We start from the raw sequence: 24,593 nt of genomic DNA on the forward strand, positions 1-24,593 counted from the left end.
GTGCGATCAATTTTCCGTACGCTGAACCATGTTTTTTCTTCGAGTCGAACTGTCGCCAAGCATGAAAACCAGGATGGCTGCTGCCTGAAGAACGGCTGCGAAACCGAACAGCAGCATCGCCGAGCCCGGCCCGTCGGTGAGCGATGTCAGGATTCCGAACAGGCCCGGGGCAAATGCATAGCAGCCTTGTGATGTCGCGACGATCAGTGCGATCACGCGTTGCGTTTGATGTTTGGGAAATTCGGCCTGTGCGATGAGCGGAGGCACGGACGTGGCGTTGCCTATACCTGCGCCGAACATGGCGATGCCTATCCACAACAAGATGGGATGGGTATGCAGTGCTGCCATGATCAGGCAACCCGCCAGCTGGCTCGCGTAGCTGATGCAAGCGACTGTTCGTCGGTTGGCATTCGCGGGCATGCACCAACCCACCAGGAATCTGCCTGCAATGGCGCTCGCGGTTGCCAATCCCATCGCAAGGCCGGACTGTTGCTCGGTGAGATAGGGAGCCAGCAGCAGAAACATATGGGCGATCAGCCCGATCTGCGCGAACAGGCCCAGAGACATTCCGGCCGCCAGGGTGACGAACTGGGGGTTGCTCCAGAGAGATATCGCCGATGCGATTGGCGGGGCATTCAGCTCGGCAAGTCTGACCTCGGCTCCGTCTGCATGTTGCCCGAGGTGCTCTGGGAGAACACCGAAGACCTTTAGCGAGAGGCATCCGATGGTGCTGATGGTCAGCACACCTATCAGCAATGCGGTCTGCGAAAAGCCCAGCTGGTTGATCAGATAGACCCAGGCAGACGAGAAAACCACGCCACCGATGCTGGCGCCGTTATAGGCCATTGCCAGAGCTGCGGGACGCTTGGTGACGAACCATGGCGCGATGATCGCGTTGATTGCCGCGGCGCCCAAGGTTACCCATCCCAGGCCGCTGAGGGTTGCCGCGATGAACAGTTCGTTGGGTTCGCGTGCAATTGACCAGCCGTACACGCCCAAGGAAAGCAGCAGGGAGCCCAAGGCAGTGATCCGAGGGATGCCAAAGCGTTTGTACAATCTAGGAAGGTTCACGACCACCAGGGTGCCAGCCAGAAAATGCACGGTGACGGCCGCGGAGCACAGTTGCACGGACCAGCCAGTTCTCTGGATGACGGAGTACAAAAATATCGGCGGGCCGTAGAAGCCTATTCCCCACCCGAGCAAGGCCGTTACAAAGGCTGCCGCTACGACTTTCCTGCCGAAAAAGGATTGGTTCATTCCTGCCGCCGCTCAAGTGGTTTGAACCTGAGTATGATGACGGCGACACGGAATACTTCGGGGGTAGCCGAACTATGGATGTAGATACCGCTGACGCATATCTCGCCGCGGTGGCAGGCGCCATTGCCGACCCAGCCCGGTCGCGAATGCTATGCAGCCTGCTCGATGGACACGCTCGCACTGCGACCGAACTGGCGGCCGTCGCCGACATAGGCGCTTCCACCGCCAGCAGCCATTTCGCGCGCCTTCGTGAACAGGGCCTGGTCGAGCTGCATGTGCAGGGCAGGCATCGGTATTACAGATTGGCCAGTACCCAGGTGGCTCGGGTTCTGGAGGCGCTGTTGTCTCTGGCCAATGGCTCCGCGGCGGCGTTCCGGCCCTCGACCCCCTCCGCTTTGAGGCACGCGCGAACCTGTTACGACCACTGCGCGGGTGAGGTCGCGGTCAAGCTGCACGACGCCTTGCTTGAAGCGAATTGGATACAGGTGCAAGGCAGGGACTACAAACTCACCGAGGTGGGAACCGAAGCGTTGGCGAGGCGGGGGATCGATATCGACGCAGTGCTCCGTCAGCGCAGACGCCTGGCGTATCCGTGCATGGACTGGAGCGAGAGATCGCCGCATGTCGGCGGTGCGTTGGGCGCGGCGTTGTTGGAGCTAATGCTTAAACGTGGCTGGGTCACTCGTCATCTGGACTCCAGGGCGCTGAGCGTGACGTCCAAAGGAGGTACCGAGTTGTCGAGAAGTTTTGGCTTTGGTGGTAAGGGGCCAGTCTGATCCCTCGTTGCTTCGAAGCCTGTCGAGCGACGTTTCATCCGGCATCCATGCTCCTGTCGCAATGGCTTTAGGGCTCGGCAGGCGGGGAGACTAATATCCATGACGATGATTTTTCGCACTGAGATGGCCGCAATACCTGCAGCTGCATGTCCGGCGATGCCTGGCCAATTCCTCATTTTCTAACGATGTCCCGTCAACCCACGGGTGGTGATATGTACGTTCCAGAGCACTTCGATCCCCCTTCGACTGACGCCATGTTCCAGCTCGTCAGACGGCATCCTTTAGGTGTCCTTTTTACACATGGCGAAAGCGGTTTGGACGCCAATCACATTCCCTTCGAATTGGTCGCGGAGGCAGGTGCGTTTGGGACGCTGCATGCCCATGTCGCGCGCAATAACCCGGTTTGGACAGGCGTCCGGAACGGTGATGAGGTGCTCGTCGTATTTCGGGGAGAGGAAGCCTATATCTCGCCTAACTGGTATCTGAGCAAGCAAGAACACCACAAGCAGGTACCCACCTGGAACTACAAGGTGGTACATGCGCACGGCCGTATCAGGATTCGGGATGACGAGCGTTATGTGCGAGGGCTCGTCGCCAAACTGACTCGTACGCATGAGGCCTCTGAACCCAAGCCATGGAAAATGACCGACGCACCGAAGGAATACATTGCCTCGATGATGCTGGCTATCGTCGGTCTGGAGATCGAGATCACTCGGCTCACTGGCAAGTTCAAGCTGAGCCAGAACAAGGAGCTAGGGGATATCCAAAGCGCTGCAACTATTCTGATAGAGCGGGGACGTGAGGCTCTAGGCGAATCAATGCTCGATTTAGCTCTCGATAGGAAAGACTCGTAGTGTGCATTCAGCCTATCCATACAGCGCAATGAGCCGAAATTCGCTTTCGGGACCTAACCCCTAAAGGCAGCAAGATGTGCACCATTGTCTGTTTGACGGATGCGGGCATCGCTTCACACGAGCGATGTTTGGCAAGTCCGCTTCGGCATAGAAGTGGCCATGCTCGTATAGGTTCGTAAGACGCAGTTTCCATCGCCTAAGCCGTGGCGCTCTCAGTCGTGAGGCGCGGGTCAGCCCGTCACCGCCACGTACACCGAACTCCTGGCGTATCTGTGAGGCTTCAGCATTTGGCCTTACGGAAGCGGCAATGTGGACATTGGTAGCGCGATATTCATTCAGAAATAGCTACCCCAACGGACATACCCCAAGAGCCAGCGACCGCTCAATCGTTGTTGAGTTGTAAGTGCTCTCGTTGCCAGCGTTTGGGCGTGGTGCCGACAAGCTTGCTGAACATCCGGCTAAAGTGAGATTGGTCAGCGAAGCCACACTCCAGGCTTATCCGGCTGAGCGGAAGTGAGCCATCGGCCAGCAGCTCCTGAGCGCGGCGAACCCGCCATTGCAAAGACCAATCTTGCGGCGACATTCCGGTGGCTTTCTTGAACGCACGGGAAAAATGACTTCGGGACATCGCGCACTGCTCAGCAACGTCAGAGATGAACAGCTTGGCATGCACACTACCCGCGAGGATTTCCTTGGCCTTGCGCTCTTGCCAAGGCGCGAGAGCGACGCGCGCTTGGCTAATCGAAGCTTGGGTTTGGTAGCGCTCCAGCAGGTGCTGGCATAGACGTCGGCCAACCTGACAGAGCGTGTCGGGGTCGGAGCGTTCGTCCGACTCGAGTACAGCGTGCAGGCTAAGCGCGAGGTGGTAGGTCTCGGTATCCAGCGTGGCGGTATTCATGACGTGTCTCCGTGAGAAGTGGAGACAGCTTGCGGCTGGCGCGATCGGCGAGTCCTTTGCTTTTCCTTAAACGACCTTAAGCGTTCAGGCAGGTCGGTAGAGGGGCAGGGTGAAGTAGAACAGGCTCCTGTCGTTGCGGCTTTGTGTAAAACCGAGCCTGCCGCCGTGAGCAGCGATGATCGACGAGCAGATCGAAAGGCCCATCCCCATCCCAGTCGCCTTGGTGCTAAAGAACGCCTCGAAGATCCGACCCTGTTTGTCGAGCGGTACTCCGGGGCCGGAGTCCTCGATCATCACCAGCATGTCCCCGGCTGCAACCTGCATCTGGATGCCCAGGTAACGGGTGCGCGGAGGCAGCGCCTGCATGGCTTCGACGGCATTGGTTATCAGATTGCGAATGACTTGCTGCAACTGAACCGTGTCGCCTTCAACGAGGCCTCTCGAGCTCCCAGAACCGATGTGCAACATGACGCTGATGTGGCGGTCATCCAGATCGGGGCGGGTTATCGCCACCACCTGGCGGATGACCCGGTCCAGGGCGATTGGCTTGCGCACCATCGGTGCCTGCCGGGCCAGCGCCCTCATGGCGCGCACGATGTCGGCCGCCCGCTGGCCTTCGGTGTGGATGTCGTGCAACCCCTCCAGCGCTTCGCCGAGCTCGGGCTGCGGTCGTTCCAGCCAGCGGATGCTGGCGCCGGCATTGGAGAGAATCGAGGCCAGGGGCTGGTTGATCTCGTGAGCGATCGAAGCGGCCATCTCGCCAAGCATAGTGGCCTGAGATGTGCGGTCCATTTCCGCCCGTGCGGTCCTCAATGCGGTTTCGGTCTGGCGCCGTTCGGTGATATCCAGCACCACGCCGATGAACGCATCGGTGCCGTCCGGCTCGGCGGCCAGCTCGAGGTGCCGCGGTGAGCCGTCGAGCGAGACCGTACGGAACTCCAGTCGAAAGGCTTCGAAGCGCACCGTCGCACCTTCCAGGACCTGGATGAACAGGGGGCGATCCTCGGCATGCACGAGCACCCCTGGATCGTGCCGGTAGAAATCGTCTTTCGGCACGACGAGCCCAAGTTCGTTGAGTAGTCGTTGAGTCCAGAACGAGCGATCACTTTGGTATTTCCAGACGAAAGTGCCGTAGCGACTGACTTGCTGACCAATAGCCAGCAGCGCTTGGGTACGTCGGAGGGTACCCTCGCTTTCGCGGCGTCGCTGGTTTTCCGCAAGCAGGTCGGTATACAGCCGTGCGGTGCTCAGCGATATCGCCGCCTGTGCCGCGAGCAGCTGCAGCACATCGACGCGTGTCGGATCGAAGGCTCCCGGTGTCAGGCGATTTTCGAGATAGAGCACGCCGATTACGGCGCTGCGTTGGAGCAACGGCAGACACAGCAACGAACCATTCTCGACATCGGCCAGGTAGCGATCCTCGCCGAACCGGCGCAGGGCCTCGGCACCATCGAAGACCATCGGCTCGCCACAACCCATGACCCTTAATACGAGGCTCAGCGGAACCGCTTCGACCGGAAGAATACTTGGGCGAAGGGCGATGCCGACACCATTGTCCCTGGCCTGGCCCACCGCTTCGACTCGCAGGATGTCGCCTTCCTGCAGCAGCAGCGCAGTGTAGGTGGCGCCGGCATGCACGGCGGCATTTTCAAGCAGGGTGCAAACCAGCGTGTCGGGCTCTATTTCCCGCGAAAGCGCCTGACACGCGCGCGTGATGGACAGCATGTCCAGTTGGGCTCCGCCCGGCAACGTGCGGCCTGCAATCGGCCCGAGGGAGGGCTGACAAAGAAATGGGTGTTCGGTTTCGAGCTGTTTGGCCAGCGCATGGGCGCCCCAGCGACGCCAGGCATCATGAGCCTGAAGCAGATGGCTGCGGGCGCTGGTCGTCAGGCCGAGGTCGGCATTGCAGCGCGCCGCGAATTCGTGACAGAGGCCCTGAAGATGAACCGCAGCGCACTGCTCGGCCATGCCAATAGCCTCGTCGAAACGCCGCAGAGCTTCCAGAGGGCGGCCTTGCAGGCGCAGGAGCTCGGCCTCCGCCAGCGCCAGGCGGTCGCCAAAATAGCGTGGGTTGAGTTCGGCCCACAGACGCAGCAAATGCATCGGTTGGTCGAACGACTGCGGCTGACCGGTCGAGGTCTGCAGCGCGGCACGGTTGAGGACGGTGAACATCGCCAGGTCGACAAGGTGAACATGCGCCGGTGCCGACCAGGCCAGTGTCCAGGCCTCGTCCAACTGCACCGCGGCCGCCTCGGCGTCGCCTTCCAGCAGCCGGATCAGCCCCTCGAACAGTAACCACCAGAAGCGCAGCGGCCCCATCTGGCTGGCAGCGACCCGCTGTGCCAGTTCCAGATCGGGCGGTATCGGCACGCCACCTGTTCCGTCGCCGGCCAGCCGGCGGATATAGCGTGCCTGGGTATGCAGGATGGTTTGCGCATCCTGAAATTCCAGGTCGCCAGCCAGCACCAGCCCCGTGTCGATGTGCCGGAGCATGCGCTCGATGGGCGCACCCATCACCAGCAGGTCGGAGACGATGTGGTTGTTCGCGTAGCAGGCGAAGGTTGGCGAGCCTTGGTCTAGGCTGGTGCGATAGGCTGCTTCGGCACATTCGAGGGCGAACGGCAGTGGCTGGGTCCAGACACTGACCTGGTCTAGCGCTACCAGAACCGCCGTCCGGTTGCAGGAATAGCCGGGCTTGCTCGCGATGGCATGCGCAGCGGTGGTGTATTCCAGGCCTTCACGATACCGCTCGAACCGATCGGCACTGATGACCCCCAGCCAGGCGAGGCCAAGCACACCTGCTGAGCTCATACCGTGATGCAGTGTGAGCAGGGCGATACGGCTGCTAGCCAGTAGCATCAGGTTCGGCTGCACGAACGAGCCGGGAATCATCAGTGCTGCGAGCAATTCGAGCACAGCCTGGGCGTGGGCGTCGGTAATAGGGGGCAATTCCGTGAACAGGGCGGCAGGGCGCCCGTCCAACGCTGCCTGCAAGGCCTGCCATGCTTCTTTTGCCTGTTGTGCGGTGGGTTCGTGCGGCACGGCGGCGTCGAACAGAGCCAGGCCTTCGATAACCGTGCCGATGGCGCTGCGATAATCGCCCCGCAGAGAGTGGATTTCACAGCGCAGACGATAGAACTCGGCACGCTCCAGCGGATCGTCGGTACTGACCAGAAGGCGTGCGATCTGCTGGTCGGCAGCGGCCAAGTCCGCACCCAGGATCAGGCCCTGTGCGAGCAGCAAGGCCACTTGGCGGCCCGCTGCGCTATCCGGTTCCACCATCCGTTCGGCCGTGGTCAGGTATTCGAGCGCTGTCTGGGCAGCCGCGGATGCCATGGCCAGACGTGCCGCGCGGATCAACAGTTCGAGAAACGCGACCTTCTGCGTTTCGCCCATCGGCAGGTTCGCAGCGCGCAGAACATGTGCGGCGACCCAGAACACTGTCTCCGAGTCGGAGTCAGCAGAAATTCGGTTCAGCAGCGCTTGTGCGAAGTCCACGCGCATTTGCGTCTCGCTGACGCAGGGGATACGAGCCAGTACCGACTCCCAGACAACATCATGGGTGAATGAAAGTCCCTCGCGCTGCTCGTTGACCAGACCGGCTTTAAGGGCGGGGCGCAGCAGAGCTAGCAGCTGCGGTACTCCGACTTGGCAGACGGTTGCGAGACTCTCCAGCGGGGTGGGATTGCCGAGGATCGCTAGGGCGCCAAGGGCCTCGCGCGTAGTTGAAGGAAGCTGCTCCAGTCGTGACTCCATCAGCGCTGCCACGTCGCTTAGCATCGGGACCTGGTTAGCGGCGACGCATGACGTCGCGGAATCGCGCAACATGGCTACGAACTGGGTCACATAGAGCGGGTTGCCATTGCCGCGCCGGCACAAGCGGCCGGCCAGCAGCTGATGCTCCTGCGGCTGCAGTTCCAGCGTGCGTTGCAGCAGTTCGTTAACGTGGCGTGGCGTCAGCGGCCGCAGCGCAATATTCAGCGTTCTCGGCCCCAGCGTGTACCAACGGGCATCGGATGCGATCGAATCGACGCCGCTCGTTTCGCAACGGTCGCGGTAGGCCAGGATCAGCAGCAGATGACTGAAATTAGGCGATGACAGTTCGCTGAGAAAACCCTGAGATTCACCGTCTATCCATTGAACGTCATCGAGAAACAGCACCATCGGCCGGCTATCAGTCGCGAGCACGGCGAGCACTCGCTGGATCATGCCGTGCAGGTGTCGGCGAGCTTCACTGACCGGGGGACAGTTACTACCGGGCGGCAGTCGACCGGTCAACCACTCGAGCTCGGGTATGACCCGCGCAAGCATGTCGCCGTGCTCGCCGACGGCTGCTCGTAGCTGCTCGCCCCATTGGCGTACGGCTTCCGACGTTCCGCCAGCCAAATGCGCAAACAAAGAGCCGAGCGCGGTAGAGAGGACCGCGTAGGGCAGGCGATGGCGTGACTGCTCGCATTTGCCACCAGCGAACGCAATAGCTTCCCTGTCCAGGCTGGCGCGCCATTGGCGCACCAGCGAGGTCTTGCCGATGCCTGCCTCGCCATGGATCAACACCACGCCGCCTTGCCCCCGGCTCAAGCGGGCCTGTGCCGCCTGTAGGCTGGTCAGCTCGACGCTGCGTCCGACCAGCGCGGCTCCACTTTCGGGCGTTCGGGGCAATGCCCGGCGCACGCTACCGGTTGCCTGCCATTCGCCCAGGCAACGCTGAAGCTCCGCCGCGACACTGTCCGCGCTAGCCGGCCGGCGGCTGGGCTGCTTGTCCAGCAGGGCCAGTAGCAGGTCGTCGATCGCTGCGGGCACGCCAGGACGCGACACCAAAATGGAGGGTGCCTGGACCGCACGGTGCTGGTGCAGCCATTGCACCGGATTCTGCGCACTGAACGGCTTTTGCCCAGCCAGCAATTCGAAAAGGCTGATGCCTAGGGCATACAAGTCGCCAAGCGGCGAGACGGCGTGCGATGAGTGGCCGGCCTGTTCCGGTGCGAGGTAGGGAAGGCTGTTCTCGGAGCGTGGCAGGCCTTCGTCCAGCGACTCGTCGCGCAGTGCGGCGAACGCGAAACCGGTCAACCTCACTGTGCCGTCATTTCTCAGTATCAGGTTATGCGGGCGGATATCCCGGTGAACCAGTCCATGCCGATGTGCCTGGGCTAGTGCGACGCACGCCTCGATGGCGAGCTGAAGAAAGCGATCGATCGGAAGCGTCGTGCTCGAGAGGGCCGACAGCGGAACGCCACCGTCGTCGTCGAAAACCAATACAGGCCCGTCCGGCATGCTCAGACGCGCCAGCGGTATCACGGCCCAGCTGGGCTGGAGACGTGGGCCGATTGCGTACTCTCGATCGAGCCGGGCCAGGCCCCAAAGGGATGACTGCTGGTTGGCACGCAGTACCAGCCAGCCTCGGCCGAGCGGCGCATCGTGCGCGCGCCAACGGGTCAGCTCGCAGCAACCGTCGATAGGGTGCCATTGCAGGCGGGCTAGCCAAGCGTCGTTGAAGCTTGGCATCGCCGTCGGCACTACCAGCGGTACGGCAGACGCAAGTTGTGTCGGCACGTTCATGGGCGCCCCTTCAAAACTGCGCCTAGCGCCTCGATCAGGGCGTCGGCGGTGAATGGCTTTTTCAGCAATTGCACGGCGCCGCCGGCCAAGGCCCGGCTGATCATCGCTTCGCTGGCATGCGCCGACATGCAGATCACCGGCACCCTGTCACCGGCTGCATGCAGCACAACCAGCACATCCTGGCCGTGCATACCGGGCATCCATAGATCGAGTAGCACGCAGGCGGCACGTTGCCTCCAGGGGGAAGCCAGAAACAGATCGGCAGACTCGAAGCAGACCGGCTCGTAACCGGCTGACTTAAGCAAATTGGCGACACTCTTGCGGATGGAGTGCGCGTCATCCACGACACAAACGACTGGCATGTTCGACCTTCGACAGGGAGCGGACAGGGGGCAAAGATCCGCATTGTGCGATCAGGCCGTCTGGACGTAGGGCGCGGGATCCGAGATTAACTCCAGGGCGCGCCCCACTCGCACCAGGTCTACCAGAGTGCGCGCCCCGAGTTTTGTCATGACGTGCTTTTTATGCACCTTGACCGTTACTTCCTGTAGGCCGAGTCGGACAGCGATCTCCTTGTTCAACTGGCCTGCAATGAGGCCCAGGAATACCTGTCTTTCCCGTTCGCTCAGGGTCGCAAAGCAGGATCGTAGCGATGCCAATTGCAGGCTTTGAGCATGGCGCAGACGTGCCCGTGACATGGCTTCACGTACTGCATCGAGCAGTTGCGCTTCGCCGATCGGTTTCGTGAGGAAGCCTTCGGCACCTGCCTTCATTGCACGAACTGAGAGTTCGATGGTGCCGTAGCCTGTCATGAACAGAATCGGGAACGGCGCGTCGCGCCGGGCGAGCTCTTGCTGCAAATCGAAACCGCTGCCTTCGCTTAAGCGCACATCGAGTAGCAAGCAGCCTGGCGCATCGAAGGTACAGGCCTGCATGAAGGCTTCTGCCGAGGCATAGCCGACCGCGGAAATGCCGGCGGCGCGCAACTGGCGCACCAGGGCGGCGCGCACCGCCGGTTCGTCATCGATCACATGCACGTCGGCCATGCCCGGCGCGGCGGTCGTTGCGGTTACGACTGCTGCCGGACCGCATGGCACCGAATGCACCAGATTCAATCGATAGCCACGGCGCGAGACGGTTTCCAGCAGATCGCGATCGAGACCGAGCGCTTTTCGCAGCGTCGAGATCTGCACCTGCAGATTGTTTTCCTCGACCACGGTATCGGGCCAGGCGGCGTCGATCAGCTCTTCCTTGGTCACTAGCCGATTGGGGGCTGCAAGCAGTGACTCGAGAATATCGAATGCGCGGCTACCAAGCCGTACGGGGGCACCGTCGCGGAACGCTTCGCGCCGCTCTACGGAGATCCATGCTTCACCTAGCTGAATCATGCCGTTACTCACCTTGTTTCACTCATATTCACGCTTATTCAACCGCTACTCATCGGCACCCTAGTAGAGAAATCTGACGGTCTCAACCGCGACCATGGGAGAGGGGAAATGAGCACAAATATTCAAGGACAGTCCGTGTCGGTGTGCTCGAATGGCAGGACCAGCCGCATACCTGGACGACCGATGAACAGAAGCGAACTGCGCCACCTGGACATGAGTCTGCTTGTGATTTTCGAAGCCCTGATGAACGAGCGAAACCTGACCCGGGTGGGTGAAAAACTGTTCATCACGCAATTGACCGTCAGTGCCGCATTGAGTCGCTTGCGTGACCCGTTCGATGATCCATTGTTGATTCGCAGCGGCCGGCAGATGGAGCCAACCGCGCGGGCGTAATACCGAGATGATCGCCACCGTGCCCGACTACGCGGCGTGCATCCTTGCCGACGATGGCAGTTTGCGTGCAGATGACGCGCCCTTCGAGATCAACAAGGCCGAGCTATCGATGGTTTGGGGGCGGCGCCTACGACAGCGACCCGGCTGAAACCTGGTTGCGCGAGCACATTCGTCAATCCATGGCCGCACCGATCTGACGGTTCGTCAGTACCCCATTTGAATCCGCACCTTGCGGCTGGGTCTGCTGCCCTGCCGCGTCTTTCCCACTGCTTTGACGCAATGTGCTCGCAAGCGTCGGCTTCGAGCCGACAATCGTCCGCTCGAAGCCGGCGGCCTGCCTGGCATCGGAGCGCTGCGGCAGGTACCGAAAGCAAAGCAGCACATGCGTGCAATCCCCGATTTGCCGTTGCGCCGATAGTGAGGACCTATTCCACACCGACCTGGAGGTTTCTCATGAGCACGTTCGTAACCCGCGATAGCGCCGAGATTTATTTCAAAGATTGGGGTACTGGCAAACCAGTGCTGTTCAGCCACGGTTGGCCGCTGGATGCCGATATGTGGGAATACCAGATGGAGTACCTGAGCAGCCGGGGCTACCGCACCATCGCGTTCGACCGTCGCGGGTTCGGCCGCTCCAGCCAGCCGTGGAACGGTTATGACTACGACACCTTCGCCGATGACATTGCCCAGCTGATCGAGCACCTCGACCTACGCGACGTTACGCTGGTGGGTTTCTCCATGGGCGGCGGCGACGTTACCCGCTACATCGGCCGTCACGGTACCGCACGCGTCGCCAAGCTGGCGCTGCTCGGCGCGGTGACGCCGATCTTCGGCCAGAGCGCCGACTTCCCGCAGGGCGTTGATGCGTCGGTCTTCACTGGCATCAAGGACGGGCTGCTGAAAGATCGGGCGCAGTTTATCGCCGATTTCGCACCGGCCTTCTATGGCATCAACCAGGGCCAGCAGGTGTCCGACGGCGTACTGACGCAGACACTGAACATCGCGCTGATGGCCTCGCTCAAGGGCACGCTGGACTGCGTGACGGCCTTCTCCGAGACCGACTTCCGTCCGGACATGGCCAAGGTCGATGTGCCGCTGCTGGTCATCCACGGCGATGCCGACCAGATCGTCCCGCTCGAAACCACCGGCAAGCTCGCCGCGGCCATGGTCGAGGGCGCGCAACTTAAAGTCTACGAAGGCGCCCCGCACGGCTTTGCCGTAACCCATGCGCAGCAATTGAACGAAGACCTGCTAGCGTTCGTCGCGAGCTGACTGGCCATGGACCAGATGCGCAGCGCGACGGCTTCGCCATGGCAGCCGTTGCGGGTCAAGGTGTTTCGCTGGCTATGGCTGGCGAGCATCGCCTCCAACATCGGCACCTGGATGCACGAGGTCGGTGCCGGCTGGCTGATGACCTCGCTGTCCGCCAGCCCGCTGGCCGTTGCGCTGGTGCAGGTCGCCGGCGCGCTGCCAGTCTTCATGCTGGCGTTGCCGGCTGGCGCCCTGGCCGATATTGTCGACAAGCGTCGGTATCTCCTCGCAGTCCAGCTGTGGATGGCAACCACCGCATTGCTGCTGGCCGTGCTGGCGCTGGGCGGGTTGATGAGCGTGACGCTGCTGCTGGTGCTGACCTTCTCGATGGGAATCGGCACCGCGCTGATGATGCCGGCCTGGTCCGCGCTGGCGCCGGAGATCGTGGATCGACAATCGCTGCCGGCGGCGGTCGCGCTGTCGAGTCTCGGTGTCAACGTCGCGAGGGCGATCGGCCCGGCGATTGCCGGTGTGCTGGTCAGTCTGAGCGGCCCCTGGCTGACCTTCGCGCTCAACGCGGTTTCCTTTTTCGCGGTGATCGGCGCACTGCTGGCCTGGCGGCGTACGCCGCAACAGTCGGTGCTGCCCGCCGAGCGGTTGTTCGGTGCGATGCGAGCCGGTATGCGCTATGCGCGCAGTTCCAGCGCGTTGCAGGCGGTGTTGGTGCGTACCGCCGCATTCTTCATCGGCGCCTCGGCCGGCATGGCGCTACTACCGGTTCTGGTTCGCCAGGCGCTTGGTGGCACGGCGCTGGATTACGGCGCACTGCTCGGCTGTGTAGGGCTCGGCGCGGTGATCGGTGCGGTGTTTCTTTCCAAGCTGCGGGTGCGCTACAGCGGCGACCAGATCGTGTTGTTCGCCAGCCTGGCCTACGCCTGCGTCTTGCTGGGCCTGGCCTGGATCCGCTCGCTGGTGGGTCTCGCCCCGCTGATGCTTATCAGCGGCATGGCCTGGATCGCTGTGCTGTCGAGCCTGCAATTGGCGGCGCAGACCTCGGTGCCAGCCTGGGTTCGCGCCCGAGCGCTGTCGGTTTATATCCTGGTGTTCTTCGGCAGCTCGGCTCTGGGCGGGATCGCCTGGGGTGCCGTGGCCAGCCATTTTTCACTGACCGCCGCCTTTGCCGGTGGTGGTGGGTTGCTGATCCTCGGCGTGCTTGCACGCTGGCGCTTTCCGCTACCTGCCACTGAAGCCGATGACCTGGCGCCCTCGCTGCACTGGCCAACGCCGCTGCTCGACGACGCGCTCGACCAGGAACGCGGCCCGGTGATGATTACTCTCGATTACTGCATCGCGCCCGCCGATGCCGGTGCCTTTCGCCACGCAATGCAGGAGGTTCGGCGTATGCGAACACGCAACGGCGCATTTTCCTGGGGCCTGGTGCAGGACAGCGAAGACCCGCGGCGCTGGCAGGAATTCTTCTTTGACGAGTCCTGGCTTGAGCACCTGCGTCACCACGGTCGGGTAACCCGCGCTGAACAACGTATCGAGGCTGAAGCACGTCGTTTTCAGGACCCGAACACATCCATTCAGATTCGCCACATGTTGGCCGCGCCGCGCGGTTGACCCATCCCAAAGTAAGGAGATACCCATGAGCAAACCCTACAATCGCTTGAACAAAGACGATGCCGTCGTACTGTTGGTCGATCATCAGGCCGGCTTGATCTCCCTTGTTCAGGACTTCACACCGAGCGACTTCAAGAACAACGTGCTGGCGCTGGCCGCTTGTGCCAAGTTCTTCGAGCTGCCGACCATCCTCACCACCAGCTTCGAGCAGGGCCCGAACGGTCCGATCGTGCCGGAGATCAAGGAAATGTTCCCGGATGCGCCCTATATCGCACGTCCTGGTCAGATCAATGCCTGGGACAACGAAGATTTCGTCAGGGCGATCAAGGCCACCGGTCGCAAGCAGCTGATCATCGCGGGTGTGGTGACCGACGTCTGTGTCGCCTTCCCGACGCTGTCGGCTATCGCTGAAGGCTTCGAGGTTTTCGTCGTCACCGACGCTTCCGGCACCTTCGACAAGACGGTGCAGCAGGCGGCGTGGGCGCGCATGAGCGCATCCGGTGCGCAGCTGATGAACTGGTTCTCGGTGGCCTGTGAGCTGCATCGCGACTGGCGCAACGACATCGAAGGGTTGGGTAACCTGCTGTCCAACCACATCCCCAACTACCGCAACCTGATGACCAGCTACTTCACTCTTATCGGTAAGTAACGCGGTAACGGTCTCCGGCCGGTGCGTCGATGGCGCGCTGGCCGGGCCGCTTGTTCGCCACCCGGTTGTCCTGCAGTACGGCTAGCCGCCACTGGCTGGGCGTGCTGCCAACCAGGCGGCGAAACACGCGAGAGAAGTGCGCTTGATCAGCGAACCCGCAATCCTGGGCAATCCGCGTGAGCAGGTTGTCGCCAAGTAACAGCTGTTGTGCTCGCTCGATACGTCTGCGGGTCAGCCATTGCTGCGGTGAAAGACCGGTGCTGCCGTGAAAGGCACGAGAAAAGTGACAACGGGATAGGGCGCATTCGCGGGCCAGTTGAGTAATCGACAGGCTGCGGCCCAGGCTGGCCTCGATCAATGCCTTGGCGCGTTCTTCCTGCCAGGCTGATAACCGATCACGGCGACCTGAAACTGATGCTAGATCAAGTGCGCGTACATGACTGCTCATCCGATGCGTCTCCCTTGTCCGAGATGGCGCTACGGGCCTTGCGCCTGGCGGCGGTGCGGCTCGCTCTCAACAGGGCGTTACAAGCCCACCGACTGACCGACTCGGCATTCCGAAGCGGGTCAATGATGGCGTCATCGTACGACTAGGCAAACGGTGGGATAGGGACGTCGACGGACTTGGTGGGGCCGGATACGGACAACTCAGCCGAACTGATGGCGATACTGCGCCGGGGTCAAGCCGAGACGCTCGCAGAACTGAATGCGCATGCAGCGTACGCTGCGAAATCCGCAGCGATAGGCAATCGTCTTGAGGGGCAGGTCGCTGCTTTCCAGCAACTGCCGGGCACGGTCGACGCGTGCGCTATGGACGAAATCCATCGGGGTCATCCTGGTCTCGCTGGAAAAGGTGCGAGCGAAATGGCGCGGGCTGAGTCCTGCGACTGAGGCCAGGCTATCGACGCTGAGCTCCTGCTCGAGATTGCCGAGCGCATATTGCTGCGCGCGCGCTACGGGTGAGTCCTCCCTGGCCACATCGGCCAACAACGGGCTGAACTGCGCCTGACCACCCTGGCGTTTCATCGCCACCAGCAACACCTTGGCCACGCTGACCGCTACGGGTTTGCCGTGATCCTCCTCGACGATAGCCAACGCCATATCGATACCCGCAGTGACACCACCTGAGCTAATCAGCTTGCCGTCGCGCACGTAGATCCGGTCGGTTTCCACGCGTGCGCGTGGGAAGCGCCGGGCAAGCCGCTCGCTGTAATTCCAATGGGTCGCGGTCTGGCAACCATCCAGCAGGCCCGCAGCGCCGAGAATGAACGCGCCGGTGCAAACCGAGCCATAGCTGCTGGCTGCATCGCAGGCCTGCTGCAGCCAGGGTAGCCACGCCGAATGATCACCGTCGTAGGCCCCCGGCCCGCCTGGCACGAGCAACAGATCTATCGGCTCTGAAATGTCGTCGGGCTTGTGATCTGCCAGCAGGCGAATGCCATTGGAAGCCCGAATCTCGGCCTCGGCTACCCCAATGGTGCAGAGCTGGTAGTGATCGGCGGGGGCAAGGTACCGGTTGGCAATCGAAAACACTTCGGCAGGGCCGAAGACGTCCAGCGATAGGACGTCATCAAAAAGGACGATGGCTACACGCTTCATAAGGCTGCGTTCGACGGCTGACGGGGACGCGCAAGCATAGCAAGCGCACCGGCCTGACGGACGGCAAAACGCTGCGCGCCGGATGGGTCCGACGCGCAGGGACACTAGCCCAAGGTCAGAAGGCGAAGCAGGAACAGCCGAAGGCGCCCCAGAATCCTTGGAAGTCACTGACCGGAACCTTCGACAAGCGTGCTCGCTCATGGCTGTGGCTGTGCACGGCGCAGGGGCCGCTGCACTGGTGGATGCTCGTCATCAACGGCGCCGAAGGCTTCCAGTGGCCCGGCACCATGGCCACAGGGGACCAGTCCGGAAGCACCGGCAGTGACGGCGGCGCCAGTCGATCAAACTCGCCGGAGCCGTAGACGACCTTGCCATCGACCACCGTCAGCACCGATTCGAGCCACTTGATCTGTTCTTCGTCGACACTGAAATAGTCTGCCGACAGTGCCACCAGGTCGGCCAGCTGCCCGACCCGGATCTGGCCTTTCTTGCCTTGCTCGCTCGAGAACCAGGCGCTGCCATGGGTGAAGAGCTGTAGGGCGACATCGCGCGAGAGACCTTGTGGGTAAAGCTCCATCCCGCCAACCGTCTTGCCGCTGACCAGCCAGTACAAGGAGGTCCAGGGGTTGTAGCTGGATACGCGGGTGGCGTCGGTGCCGGCGCCCACCGGTACGCCCTCGGCAAGCATGCGCTGGATCGGCGGGGTCTGCTCGGCCGCCTTGGCACCGTAGCGATCAACGAAATACTCACCCTGGAAAGCCATGCGGTCCTGGATCGCGATGCCGCCGCCGAGTGCCCGTACACGTTCGATGTTGCGCGGAGTTATGGTCTCGGCGTGATCGAAGAACCAGGGCAGACCATTGAAGGGGATTTCGCGGTCGACCTTTTCAAAGACGTCGAGCATGCGACTGATGGATTCGTCATAGGTGGCGTGCAGCCGGAACGGCCAGCGGTTCTCGACGAGCAGGCGCACTACTGGCTCCAGGTCAGCTTCCATGTTCCCTGGCAGGTCCGGACGCGGCTCGAGGAAGTCTTCGAAGTCGGCCGCGGAGAACACCAGCATTTCGCCCGCACCGTTGTGGCGGAAAAAATCGGTGCCCTGGCCGTAGGTGACCGAACCGGTCCAACGCTTGAAGTCCTCGATCTCTTCCTTGGGCTTCTGGGTGAACAGGTTGTAGGCGATGCGCACGCTGAGCTGACCTTCCTTGGCCAGTTGCTCGATCACTTCGTAATCGTCCGGGTAATTCTGGAAACCGCCCCCTGCATCGATGGCGCTGGTGACGCCCAGTCGGTTGAGCTCGCGCATGAACTGCCGGGTCGAGTTGACCTGGTATTCCAGCGGCAGCTTCGGCCCTTTGGCCAGCGTGGAGTAAAGCAGCATCGCGTTCGGTCGGGCGATCAGCATCCCGGTAGGGTTGCCGGCCGAATCGCGGACGATCTCGCCGCCCGGTGGGTTCGGCGTGTTGCGGTCGTAGCCGACCACGCGCAGCGCGGCCCGGTTGAGTAGGGCTCGATCGTAGAGGTGGAGGATGAATACCGGCGTGTCCGGCGCGGCCTGGTTGATCTCCTCGAGCGTCGGCATGCGCCGCTCGGCGAACTGGAATTCGTTCCAGCCGCCGACGACGCGCACCCACTGCGGTGAAGGCGTGCGCTCGGCTTGCGCCTTTAGCATGCGCAAGGCATCGGCCAACGAAGGCACGCCTTCCCAGCGCAGCTCGAGGTTGTAGTTAAGCCCGCCGCGAATCAAATGCAGGTGCGAGTCGATCAGCCCGGGAACAACCGTGCGCTTTTGCAGATCGACGATCTGAGTGCCGGCGCCACGCAGCGCCATAACCTCAGCATCGCTGCCAACGGCCACGAACTTGCCACCCCGAATCGCCACCGCGGTGGCTTGGGGTTTTTCGGGGTCGACCGTGTGGATGCGACCATTGTGGAGGATCAGATCTGCGTTCATATGCGCTCCTGAGGGAAAGGACTTGGAACCGCCAGCAGTGCCTGCAAACGGCAAGGTGGACCAGAGCGCACCGGCCGCACCAAGCAGCGAGCCGGTGGCAAGGAATCGGCGGCGGTCCGGGTCGAAGGGTCGTTGGGACATGATGTCTGGCTCTTCAATGCGCGTTCAGCCAGCCGGCGAACCAGCGAGTGACGCGTGGCATGAATAGGTAAACGACGAGCAACACGATGCTCAGCGTGATCACGACGTTGCTGGCCAGGTAACCGCCAAGCCAGGGCAGGGCAGCGAATGCCGGCTGCCACAGGTACGGAACCAGCAGGCTCAGCGGAAGGATGACCAGGAAAGTGATGCACGCCTGTTTCCAGCGTGGCGGCACGAAGCCGCTTTCGGTCGGGTTGAACCAGAACTCGCGGGCCTGGTTGATCTCCGTGACGTCACCATCGGCCAGTAGCGGGCCGACCTCGGCGATCAGCTGGCGACGATCATCCGACTCGAGCCAGGCCTGCAGTTGTGCTGGGTTGGCGAAGCGCAGCACCGAGGTGAACAGGTGGTTACCGTCGGCTTCGCTGCGAATCACGTCTACCCCGAGGTGACCGGGATAACCGGCTGCGGTGGTGACGGTGCGACGTAGCCAGCGTTCGTAGTCGCTGTGTCGGCCATGCTGGACGCGATGGCGTACCAGCAGCGTGACCAGGTCATGGGCCTGAGATGCACTCATATCGGACAGGCATTGTTCGCAAGCAGGCCCGCTGGAAACGCTTATGTTGGAATCACTCATGGCGAGATGCTCCAGCCAGTTCGAAGGGGCGGGCGAGTCGCGGCAGGCGGTCCGCCCGAATCGAAATCACTTCAGATGCTGGCGCAGGGCATCGCCGGCCTGACGCATGGCTGATTGCACTTCCGGTACTGTGGCCAGGACGTTGAGCAGGCCGAAGTCGTGAATCATCCCGTTGTATCGCACCGAGGTGACGGTCACGCCGGCGGCGTCCAGCTTGCGTGCATAGGCTTCGCCTTCATCGCGCAGAACGTCGAACTCAGCGGTCTGCACCAGCGCTGGCGGCAGGCCGCTCAGTTGCTCGGTGGTAGCTCGTAGCGGCGAGGCGTGAATTTGCGCGCGCTCCGTTGCGTCGGTGGTGTAGCTGTTCCAGAACCATTCCATCATCGGTTTGGTTAGGAAGTGGCCCTGGGCGAATTGATTGTAGGAAGCGTTGTTAAAGTTGGCGTCGGTGACCGGCCATAGCAGCAGCTGGAACTTCAGAGCAGGCGTGCCCTTTTCCTTGGCCATCAGCGCCACGACGGCGGTCATGTTGCCGCCGACGCTGTTACCGGCGACCGCTAGGCGCTTGCCGTCGACCTTGATTTCCTTGCCGTGCTCGGCCACCCAACGGGTCGCGGCGTATGCCTGGTTGATCGCGGTGGGGTAGTGCGCCTCGGGCGACGGGGTGTAGTCGACATAGACGGCCGCTGCACCGGAATTGACCACCAGATCGCGAATCAGTCGCGCATGAGTCGGGTAGTCGCCCAGCACCCAGCCGCCGCCGTGGAAGAACATGAACGCGGGCAGCGTGCCCGACGCGCCTTCCGGGCGGACGACGGTCAGCTTGATCGACTGGCCGTCAACCTTGATGGTCTTGTCCTCGACGGCGACGCCGGAGGTGTCGACCTGGATGCCTGCCTGTGCGCCGGTCAATACCGCTCGGGCATCCTTCGGCGAGAGGGTTTCCAGCGGCTGGCCGCCGCCTGCGGCGAGGGCGTCAAGAAAGGCTTGGGTCTGGTGTTCGACGCCGGGGCTTCCGGCGGCGAATGTGGCGAGTGAACTACTCATGACGAGGGCGCCAAGCAGGTGCGCGGTGGGTTTCATCGGTGGAACTCCATTTCGGTCAAGCGAACAAGGGGTGGCGCGCCGCCAATCGCAGGCGGACGGCGTAGCGTCCGGGGCCGGCGAGCAGCACGGTGGTGAACAGAATCAGCAGCAGCCAGCCGAACTGACCCTCGGCCAGGGTCCATTGCGGATGGACCAGCAGCAGCGAAATCAGCAACAGCACGAGAATCGGTACGCATGCCGCGCGGGTGAACAGCCCCACTGCGATTAGCAGCGGGCACAACACCTCGGCGAAGATGGCCAGACTCAGCGTCAGTGGTGCACCGAGCCCAAGCGGGTCCTCGATAAGCGTCAATTCATGTGCAAAATCGAGCAGCTTGGGCAGGCCGTGCACAAATAGCAGCAGGGCCGACCCGGTCAGACGCAGGAACAGCAGCGCCGCATCGGTCGAACGAAGGTTCATGCCGTGCTCCTAAGATCAATTGGTTGGGTGGAAGTAGCCCGACCCAGAGTGGGTCGGGCTGCCGCTCAATGGCCTTCGGAGGCGTTGAACATGCTCTTGGCGTAGATCAGGCCGAGGCCATAAGCGCCGCCGTTCGCGATAGCGGTCTTGACCGTTTCGTCATAGGTTTCGCCGCGGGCCCAGTCGCGCTGCAGTTCGAGCAGGTACTGGAGCGAGGTCATCGGCCGCGCGCCGAGCTGGATCATGCGCTGCATGGCCATGTCGTGGGCTTCGGTGGAGACATCGCCACAGGCGTCGGCGATCACGTACACCTCGAAGCCCTGGTCCAGTGCCGACAGCGCCGGTCCGACGATGCATACCGAGGTCCAGAGGCCGGCCAGGACGATCTTGGGCTTGCCGAACGCGTTGACTTCCTCGGAAATACGTCCGTCTTCCCAGGTGTTCATGGTGGTGCGGTCGATCACGTGCTGTTCCGGAAAGACCGATTTGATCTCGTCGAAGATCGGGCCGGAAAAGCTCTTCTCGGCAACCGTGGTGAGAATGGTCGACACCTTGAATTCGCGGGCGGCCTTGGCGACCAAAGCCGCGTTGTTGCGCAGCGACACGGCATCGATCGACTTGGTGGCGAAGGCCATCTGCGACTGATGGTCGATCATGATCAGGGTGTGGTTGCTAGCGTCCAGCAATGTCTTGCCAGGTTCAGCTTTAGCGAAGGCCATGACAGCGTCCTCGTGGTTGTTGGATTGAGTAAGGAGGAGTCTGAGCGGCAAGCCATGGCCGAGCTTGCAGGCACGTGCTGTTTTGGAACGGATGTGAGGATTAGTTGCGAGATGCTTGAATCACATCGAAGCCAGATATTTGGTGTCGTGCGTCATATGCTTCGCGTCGCTCGCCGATTTCGACAGCAGAGAATTGGTTTCCCATCGCGTGGCGCCGGCGCTCTGTCCAGCTTGCAGGACATTGCTTTCGACAAAAGTGTGCTGGCTGGTGAGCATGTTCAATTTTCTAGACATCTCGGCTTGGCGGATCCGGTGGACCAGGCCAGCGAGGGACTGACTCTGCCGCACCCAACCCGTGCAATTCGGGTGTTCGTCGGCGCTCGGTTAAGCTTGGCACGGCTTTCGCTCTTGGTTTCCCACTGTCCCGCTTGTTATCCCAGTCGCACCGCAACGCGGGGCCGACTGGAGTGCGGGTGATTAGAACAATAAGGAAAACTGCATGAATGCCTTACTCGAACGTTCTGGGGGAGCGACCGCCGGCCATATGCCGTCCCGCTTTGCCATAGCCCCGCACAGCGCCCTTCGTGGCAGCCGCTATTCTGATTGTCAGCAAGGTGCCTTCTGCACCAATGCCCTGACCGTCATTCGCCGTTATCGGAGACAGCCATGATCTTGAAAGGCAAAACCGCCCTGGTCACCGGTTCGACCAGTGGCATTGGCCTGGGCATCGCCTGCAAACTGGCGGAGGCGGGCGCCAGCGTGATGCTCAACGGCTTCGGCGATGTGGAGGCGGCTGTCGCCCAAGTGTCCAGGTACGGCACGCGCGTGCTGCACCACCCGGCCGATGTATCCGATGCTGAACAGATCGGCGACATGGTCAGCCAGACCGAGCGTGATTTCGGTTCCCTTGATGTGCTGGTCAACAATGCAGGCATCCAGCATGTCGCTCCGGTCGAGAAATTCCCGGTCGAGCGCTGGGACAGCATCATCGCCATCAATCTGTCCTCGGTGTTCCATACCATGCGCCTGGTATTACCGGGCATGCGTGAGCGCAACTGGGGGCGGATCATCAACATATCCTCTGTACATGGCCTGGTGGCCTCCGCGCAGAAAGCTGCTTACGTGGCGGCCAAGCATGGTGTGATCGGGCTGACCAAAACGGTTGCGCTGGAAACGGCAACCACTGGAATTACCTGCAACGCGCTTTGCCCCGGCTGGGTACTGACGCCACTTGTGCAACAGCAGATCGATAGCAAGGCGCAGGTCCATGGCGACCCGAGCCGAGCGACCCGTGAGCTGCTGATGGAGAAACAGCCCTCGCTGGATTTCGTCACGCCTGAAGAGCTGGGTGACCTGGCGCTGTTTCTCTGTAGCGATGCCGCTCGGCAGGTGCGCGGGGCGGCCTGGAACGTGGATGGCGGCTGGCTGGCGCAATGATCGACTAGCGCGGCGAAACCCATGGCTGCCGTCGGCACGGCCGGTCCGTGCCTGCGCTCCTGCATGGCCACGCCGCTGGAGTGCATCGCGCCAGCGATGCGTATCTGGCTCCGCAGAGGCCAAAGCAACCGAAAATAGCAGAAGGGCCGATAATCCATAAGTGATGGGGCGGTGAGATTCGAACTCACGGCTCGCATGCGACGCGGCTGGGTCCGCGTGGCTATCGCAGCGACCTACCGCTCGCTCAATCCATGCAGTTGAAGCTTGGAATACAAGCTCGCTCGAGAAATTCCCAGTTCGACAGCGGCACGGCGGCGATTGCCCTTGCAGGCGCGCAGCGCATGTTGCAGTGCGCGGCGCTCGGCCTGTGCAACGCTTTCGGCCAGCAGCTGCAAGGGCGAATCTTCCAGCGTGGGCAGTTCGACCGCGGACAATGCTCGCTCCGCCGGCGGTGCGACCCGGTGGGTCTGCTCGCCAAGCAGGGGCAGCAGATGCCTCGACTCCAGCGGCAGACCGTCGGCGTTCAGTTGTGCGCGCTCCAGCAGGTTGCTCAATTCGCGCACGTTGCCACGCCAGGGTTGCCCGCAGAGCAGCGCCACGGCGTCGGCGGTGAGCTCCATCGGCGCCTGGCCGGATCGATTAGCGATGTCATCGAGCAGGTGTTCGACCAGGGCCGGGATATCGCTGGCACGTTCGCGCAGTGACGGCACCTTGAGAGCGAGAACATTGAGCCGGTAGTAGAGGTCGTCGCGAAACTGCCCGGTGGCGACCTTGGCTTCCAGATCGATATGGGTGGCCGCGATCACCCGTACGTTGAGTGGTTTGACCTGGTTGGAACCGAGCGGCTCGATTTCCTGTTCCTGCAATACACGCAGCAGCTTTGCCTGCAGCGCCATGGGCAGATCGCCGATTTCGTCGAGGAACAAGGTACCGCCGTTGGCGACTTCGAACTTGCCGATCCGTGCCTTGCGATCGGCGCCGGTAAAGGCACCGGGTGCGGTGCCGAAAAGCTCCGCTTCCACCAGGGTTTCGGGAATGGCCGCGACGTTGACCGCGACGAAGGGGCCGTTAGCGCGCGGCGACAGGTTGTGGATGCCCTGGGCCAGCAATTCCTTACCGGTCCCGGTTTCGCCACGGATCAGCACCGTGGCATCGAGCTGTGCGGCGCGCCGGGCCTGGCGCTTGACCTCGCTGGCGGCGGGGCTGGTGCCGATGAAACCGGCAATGGTGTAGCGCGCGCGGCGGGCCTTGGCCAACTCGTTCTGGGTGGCGACCAGCTGAGTCTGCAGGATGTTGAATTTGGACATCAGCGGTTTGAGATGCTGCGCCCGGTCGAACAGGACGAACCCCAGCGCGCCCACGAGCGTGCCGTCCTCGTCACGCAGCGGGATACGGGTCACCACGAAATGTTCGTCACCGAATGCCATCAGGTCGAGCATGCTCGGCAGGCCGCTTTCCACCACCTCGCGCAGACGACTGGCCGGCAGCACTTCCTCGATCTCCTTGCCGAGCACGCTACGCGGATCGCTGATGCCGACCTTCTCGGCGTACTTGTCATTGATCCAGACGATGCGCGCCTGGCGGTTGACCGCGATGGTGCCTTCGCATTGCGCATTGAGGTGATCGAACAGCAACGGCATCGCCACCGCGCGAAAACGCTCCGGCGAAACGCCGATGATCAGGCCGTTGTGGTCGAGGTCGTTGCGCGCAATCGCCATGGGCAGAGAAATCCGTTTGGGTTCGGCCGATTATGGGAGGCCCCGGCTGCCTCAAGCAAGGTAGCCGGGCCGGAGCAGCTAGGCTGGAAAAACGTTAGCGAGGCAGGCAAGACAAGGCGCAACGACCAGCGGGAGTAACAGCCGAAGGCTGGCCCGAAGGGCGAGCGCAGCGAGTCAAACGGCCGAAGAAGCGGACCGAGCTCGCGTACGAGTTTACTTTATGTAAATGAGCATTA

Annotated in this window: 20 protein-coding genes and 1 pseudogene; 7 read left to right on the plus strand and 14 right to left on the minus strand. The window is 62.1% G+C overall.

The window, feature by feature from the left end:
* Positions 1–6 precede the first annotated feature (6 nt).
* Positions 7–1,257, minus strand: coding sequence for an MFS transporter (locus tag ACL0K2_RS00840; protein WP_413043545.1), 1,251 nt, complete (start codon positions 1,255–1,257; stop codon positions 7–9).
* 74 nt (positions 1,258–1,331) lie between these two features.
* Between ACL0K2_RS00840 and ACL0K2_RS00845 the strand changes: the two genes are divergently transcribed.
* Both ACL0K2_RS00845 and ACL0K2_RS00850 read left to right on the plus strand, forming a co-directional pair.
* Positions 1,332–2,033, plus strand: a complete 702-nt coding sequence (locus ACL0K2_RS00845) for an ArsR/SmtB family transcription factor (protein WP_045161915.1) — start codon at positions 1,332–1,334, stop codon at positions 2,031–2,033.
* Positions 2,034–2,245: 212 nt separating this feature from the next.
* Complete coding sequence (locus ACL0K2_RS00850) at positions 2,246–2,887, plus strand: FMN-binding negative transcriptional regulator (RefSeq protein ID WP_413044413.1); 642 nt, start codon at positions 2,246–2,248, stop codon at positions 2,885–2,887.
* 382 nt (positions 2,888–3,269) lie between these two features.
* Here the strand turns inward: ACL0K2_RS00850 and ACL0K2_RS00855 are convergent, their stop codons facing one another.
* The 4 genes from ACL0K2_RS00855 to ACL0K2_RS00870 form a co-directional block, all read right to left on the minus strand.
* Positions 3,270–3,785: a helix-turn-helix domain-containing protein gene (locus ACL0K2_RS00855; protein ID WP_413043546.1), complete on the minus strand. Its 516-nt coding sequence runs from the start codon at positions 3,783–3,785 to the stop codon at positions 3,270–3,272.
* Between the two features lie 84 nt (positions 3,786–3,869).
* Positions 3,870–9,341, minus strand: a complete 5,472-nt coding sequence (locus tag ACL0K2_RS00860; protein WP_413043547.1) for an AAA family ATPase — start codon at positions 9,339–9,341, stop codon at positions 3,870–3,872.
* Positions 9,338–9,703, minus strand: a complete 366-nt coding sequence (locus ACL0K2_RS00865; RefSeq protein ID WP_413043548.1) for a response regulator transcription factor — start codon at positions 9,701–9,703, stop codon at positions 9,338–9,340. The genes ACL0K2_RS00860 and ACL0K2_RS00865 overlap by 4 nt, the downstream gene beginning before the upstream one ends.
* A 51-nt stretch (positions 9,704–9,754) precedes the next feature.
* A complete protein-coding gene (locus tag ACL0K2_RS00870; RefSeq protein ID WP_413043549.1) occupies positions 9,755–10,729 on the minus strand; it encodes a response regulator in 975 nt (324 codons plus the stop codon).
* A 183-nt stretch (positions 10,730–10,912) separates the two neighbouring features.
* On the opposite strand from ACL0K2_RS00870, the pseudogene ACL0K2_RS00875 reads away from it, so the two are divergent.
* From ACL0K2_RS00875 to ycaC, 4 genes and pseudogenes are all read left to right on the plus strand, one after another.
* Positions 10,913–11,119 (plus strand): annotated as a pseudogene (locus ACL0K2_RS00875) (LysR family transcriptional regulator); the annotation flags it as partial.
* Positions 11,120–11,575: 456 nt separating this feature from the next.
* On the plus strand, positions 11,576–12,394 hold the full coding sequence (locus ACL0K2_RS00880) for an alpha/beta fold hydrolase (RefSeq protein WP_413043550.1): 819 nt from the start codon (positions 11,576–11,578) through the stop codon (positions 12,392–12,394).
* Between the two features lie 15 nt (positions 12,395–12,409).
* The gene (locus ACL0K2_RS00885; protein WP_413044414.1) at positions 12,410–13,996 is read left to right on the plus strand and encodes an MFS transporter; all 1,587 of its coding nucleotides are present in this window, start codon (positions 12,410–12,412) and stop codon (positions 13,994–13,996) included.
* 25 nt (positions 13,997–14,021) lie between these two features.
* Positions 14,022–14,645: an isochorismate family cysteine hydrolase YcaC gene (gene ycaC, locus ACL0K2_RS00890; RefSeq protein WP_413043551.1), complete on the plus strand. Its 624-nt coding sequence runs from the start codon at positions 14,022–14,024 to the stop codon at positions 14,643–14,645.
* Here the strand turns inward: ycaC and ACL0K2_RS00895 are convergent.
* From ACL0K2_RS00895 to ACL0K2_RS00930, 8 genes are all read right to left on the minus strand, one after another.
* On the minus strand, positions 14,632–15,093 hold the full coding sequence (locus ACL0K2_RS00895; RefSeq protein ID WP_413043552.1) for a helix-turn-helix domain-containing protein: 462 nt from the start codon (positions 15,091–15,093) through the stop codon (positions 14,632–14,634). The two genes, ycaC and ACL0K2_RS00895, sit on opposite strands and share 14 nt — an antisense overlap.
* A gap of 200 nt (positions 15,094–15,293) precedes the next feature.
* Positions 15,294–16,244 carry a GlxA family transcriptional regulator gene (locus tag ACL0K2_RS00900; RefSeq protein WP_413043553.1) on the minus strand — a complete coding sequence of 317 codons (951 nt, stop codon included), beginning with the start codon at positions 16,242–16,244 and terminating at the stop codon, positions 15,294–15,296.
* A gap of 115 nt (positions 16,245–16,359) precedes the next feature.
* Positions 16,360–18,198: an amidohydrolase gene (locus ACL0K2_RS00905; protein WP_413044415.1), complete on the minus strand. Its 1,839-nt coding sequence runs from the start codon at positions 18,196–18,198 to the stop codon at positions 16,360–16,362.
* Positions 18,199–18,352: 154 nt separating this feature from the next.
* On the minus strand, positions 18,353–18,916 hold the full coding sequence (locus ACL0K2_RS00910) for an antibiotic biosynthesis monooxygenase (RefSeq protein ID WP_413044416.1): 564 nt from the start codon (positions 18,914–18,916) through the stop codon (positions 18,353–18,355).
* Positions 18,917–19,042: 126 nt separating this feature from the next.
* Entirely contained in the window at positions 19,043–20,059 is a 1,017-nt protein-coding gene (locus ACL0K2_RS00915) for an alpha/beta hydrolase (RefSeq protein WP_413043554.1), read from the minus strand.
* A 19-nt stretch (positions 20,060–20,078) separates the two neighbouring features.
* A complete protein-coding gene (locus tag ACL0K2_RS00920) occupies positions 20,079–20,483 on the minus strand; it encodes a DoxX family protein (protein WP_413043555.1) in 405 nt (134 codons plus the stop codon).
* Positions 20,484–20,548: 65 nt separating this feature from the next.
* Complete coding sequence (locus tag ACL0K2_RS00925; protein ID WP_413043556.1) at positions 20,549–21,202, minus strand: hydrolase; 654 nt, start codon at positions 21,200–21,202, stop codon at positions 20,549–20,551.
* A gap of 120 nt (positions 21,203–21,322) precedes the next feature.
* On the minus strand, positions 21,323–21,478 hold the full coding sequence (locus ACL0K2_RS00930; protein ID WP_413043557.1) for a hypothetical protein: 156 nt from the start codon (positions 21,476–21,478) through the stop codon (positions 21,323–21,325).
* 390 nt (positions 21,479–21,868) lie between these two features.
* Here ACL0K2_RS00930 and ACL0K2_RS00935 point away from each other — a divergent pair, with 390 nt between their 5' ends.
* Positions 21,869–22,639: a 3-hydroxybutyrate dehydrogenase gene (locus ACL0K2_RS00935; protein WP_045161917.1), complete on the plus strand. Its 771-nt coding sequence runs from the start codon at positions 21,869–21,871 to the stop codon at positions 22,637–22,639.
* Between the two features lie 233 nt (positions 22,640–22,872).
* Here the strand turns inward: ACL0K2_RS00935 and ACL0K2_RS00940 are convergent, their stop codons facing one another.
* A complete protein-coding gene (locus ACL0K2_RS00940) occupies positions 22,873–24,357 on the minus strand; it encodes a sigma-54 interaction domain-containing protein (protein WP_413043558.1) in 1,485 nt (494 codons plus the stop codon).
* Between the last annotated feature and the right edge of the window lie 236 nt (positions 24,358–24,593).

Origin of the sequence: Pseudomonas sp. YJ42, assembly GCF_047225135.1 — a bacterium.
Taxonomy (GTDB): Bacteria; Pseudomonadota; Gammaproteobacteria; order Pseudomonadales; family Pseudomonadaceae; genus Stutzerimonas; species Stutzerimonas stutzeri_E.

What these genes read in the sequence shown, in the direction of transcription:
- ACL0K2_RS00840 (WP_413043545.1), bottom strand. Translation starts at nt 1,257, where the DNA reads ATGAACCAATCCTTTTTCGGCAGGAAAGTCGTAGCGGCAGCCTTTGTA.
- ACL0K2_RS00845 (WP_045161915.1), top strand. Translation starts at nt 1,332, where the DNA reads ATGGATGTAGATACCGCTGACGCATATCTCGCCGCGGTGGCAGGCGCC.
- ACL0K2_RS00850 (WP_413044413.1), top strand. Translation starts at nt 2,246, where the DNA reads ATGTACGTTCCAGAGCACTTCGATCCCCCTTCGACTGACGCCATGTTC.
- ACL0K2_RS00855 (WP_413043546.1), bottom strand. Translation starts at nt 3,785, where the DNA reads ATGAATACCGCCACGCTGGATACCGAGACCTACCACCTCGCGCTTAGC.
- ACL0K2_RS00860 (WP_413043547.1), bottom strand. Translation starts at nt 9,341, where the DNA reads ATGAACGTGCCGACACAACTTGCGTCTGCCGTACCGCTGGTAGTGCCG.
- ACL0K2_RS00865 (WP_413043548.1), bottom strand. Translation starts at nt 9,703, where the DNA reads ATGCCAGTCGTTTGTGTCGTGGATGACGCGCACTCCATCCGCAAGAGT.
- ACL0K2_RS00870 (WP_413043549.1), bottom strand. Translation starts at nt 10,729, where the DNA reads ATGATTCAGCTAGGTGAAGCATGGATCTCCGTAGAGCGGCGCGAAGCG.
- ACL0K2_RS00880 (WP_413043550.1), top strand. Translation starts at nt 11,576, where the DNA reads ATGAGCACGTTCGTAACCCGCGATAGCGCCGAGATTTATTTCAAAGAT.
- ACL0K2_RS00885 (WP_413044414.1), top strand. Translation starts at nt 12,410, where the DNA reads ATGCGCAGCGCGACGGCTTCGCCATGGCAGCCGTTGCGGGTCAAGGTG.
- ycaC (WP_413043551.1), top strand. Translation starts at nt 14,022, where the DNA reads ATGAGCAAACCCTACAATCGCTTGAACAAAGACGATGCCGTCGTACTG.
- ACL0K2_RS00895 (WP_413043552.1), bottom strand. Translation starts at nt 15,093, where the DNA reads ATGAGCAGTCATGTACGCGCACTTGATCTAGCATCAGTTTCAGGTCGC.
- ACL0K2_RS00900 (WP_413043553.1), bottom strand. Translation starts at nt 16,244, where the DNA reads ATGAAGCGTGTAGCCATCGTCCTTTTTGATGACGTCCTATCGCTGGAC.
- ACL0K2_RS00905 (WP_413044415.1), bottom strand. Translation starts at nt 18,198, where the DNA reads ATGAACGCAGATCTGATCCTCCACAATGGTCGCATCCACACGGTCGAC.
- ACL0K2_RS00910 (WP_413044416.1), bottom strand. Translation starts at nt 18,916, where the DNA reads ATGAGTGCATCTCAGGCCCATGACCTGGTCACGCTGCTGGTACGCCAT.
- ACL0K2_RS00915 (WP_413043554.1), bottom strand. Translation starts at nt 20,059, where the DNA reads ATGAAACCCACCGCGCACCTGCTTGGCGCCCTCGTCATGAGTAGTTCA.
- ACL0K2_RS00920 (WP_413043555.1), bottom strand. Translation starts at nt 20,483, where the DNA reads ATGAACCTTCGTTCGACCGATGCGGCGCTGCTGTTCCTGCGTCTGACC.
- ACL0K2_RS00925 (WP_413043556.1), bottom strand. Translation starts at nt 21,202, where the DNA reads ATGGCCTTCGCTAAAGCTGAACCTGGCAAGACATTGCTGGACGCTAGC.
- ACL0K2_RS00930 (WP_413043557.1), bottom strand. Translation starts at nt 21,478, where the DNA reads ATGCTCACCAGCCAGCACACTTTTGTCGAAAGCAATGTCCTGCAAGCT.
- ACL0K2_RS00935 (WP_045161917.1), top strand. Translation starts at nt 21,869, where the DNA reads ATGATCTTGAAAGGCAAAACCGCCCTGGTCACCGGTTCGACCAGTGGC.
- ACL0K2_RS00940 (WP_413043558.1), bottom strand. Translation starts at nt 24,357, where the DNA reads ATGGCGATTGCGCGCAACGACCTCGACCACAACGGCCTGATCATCGGC.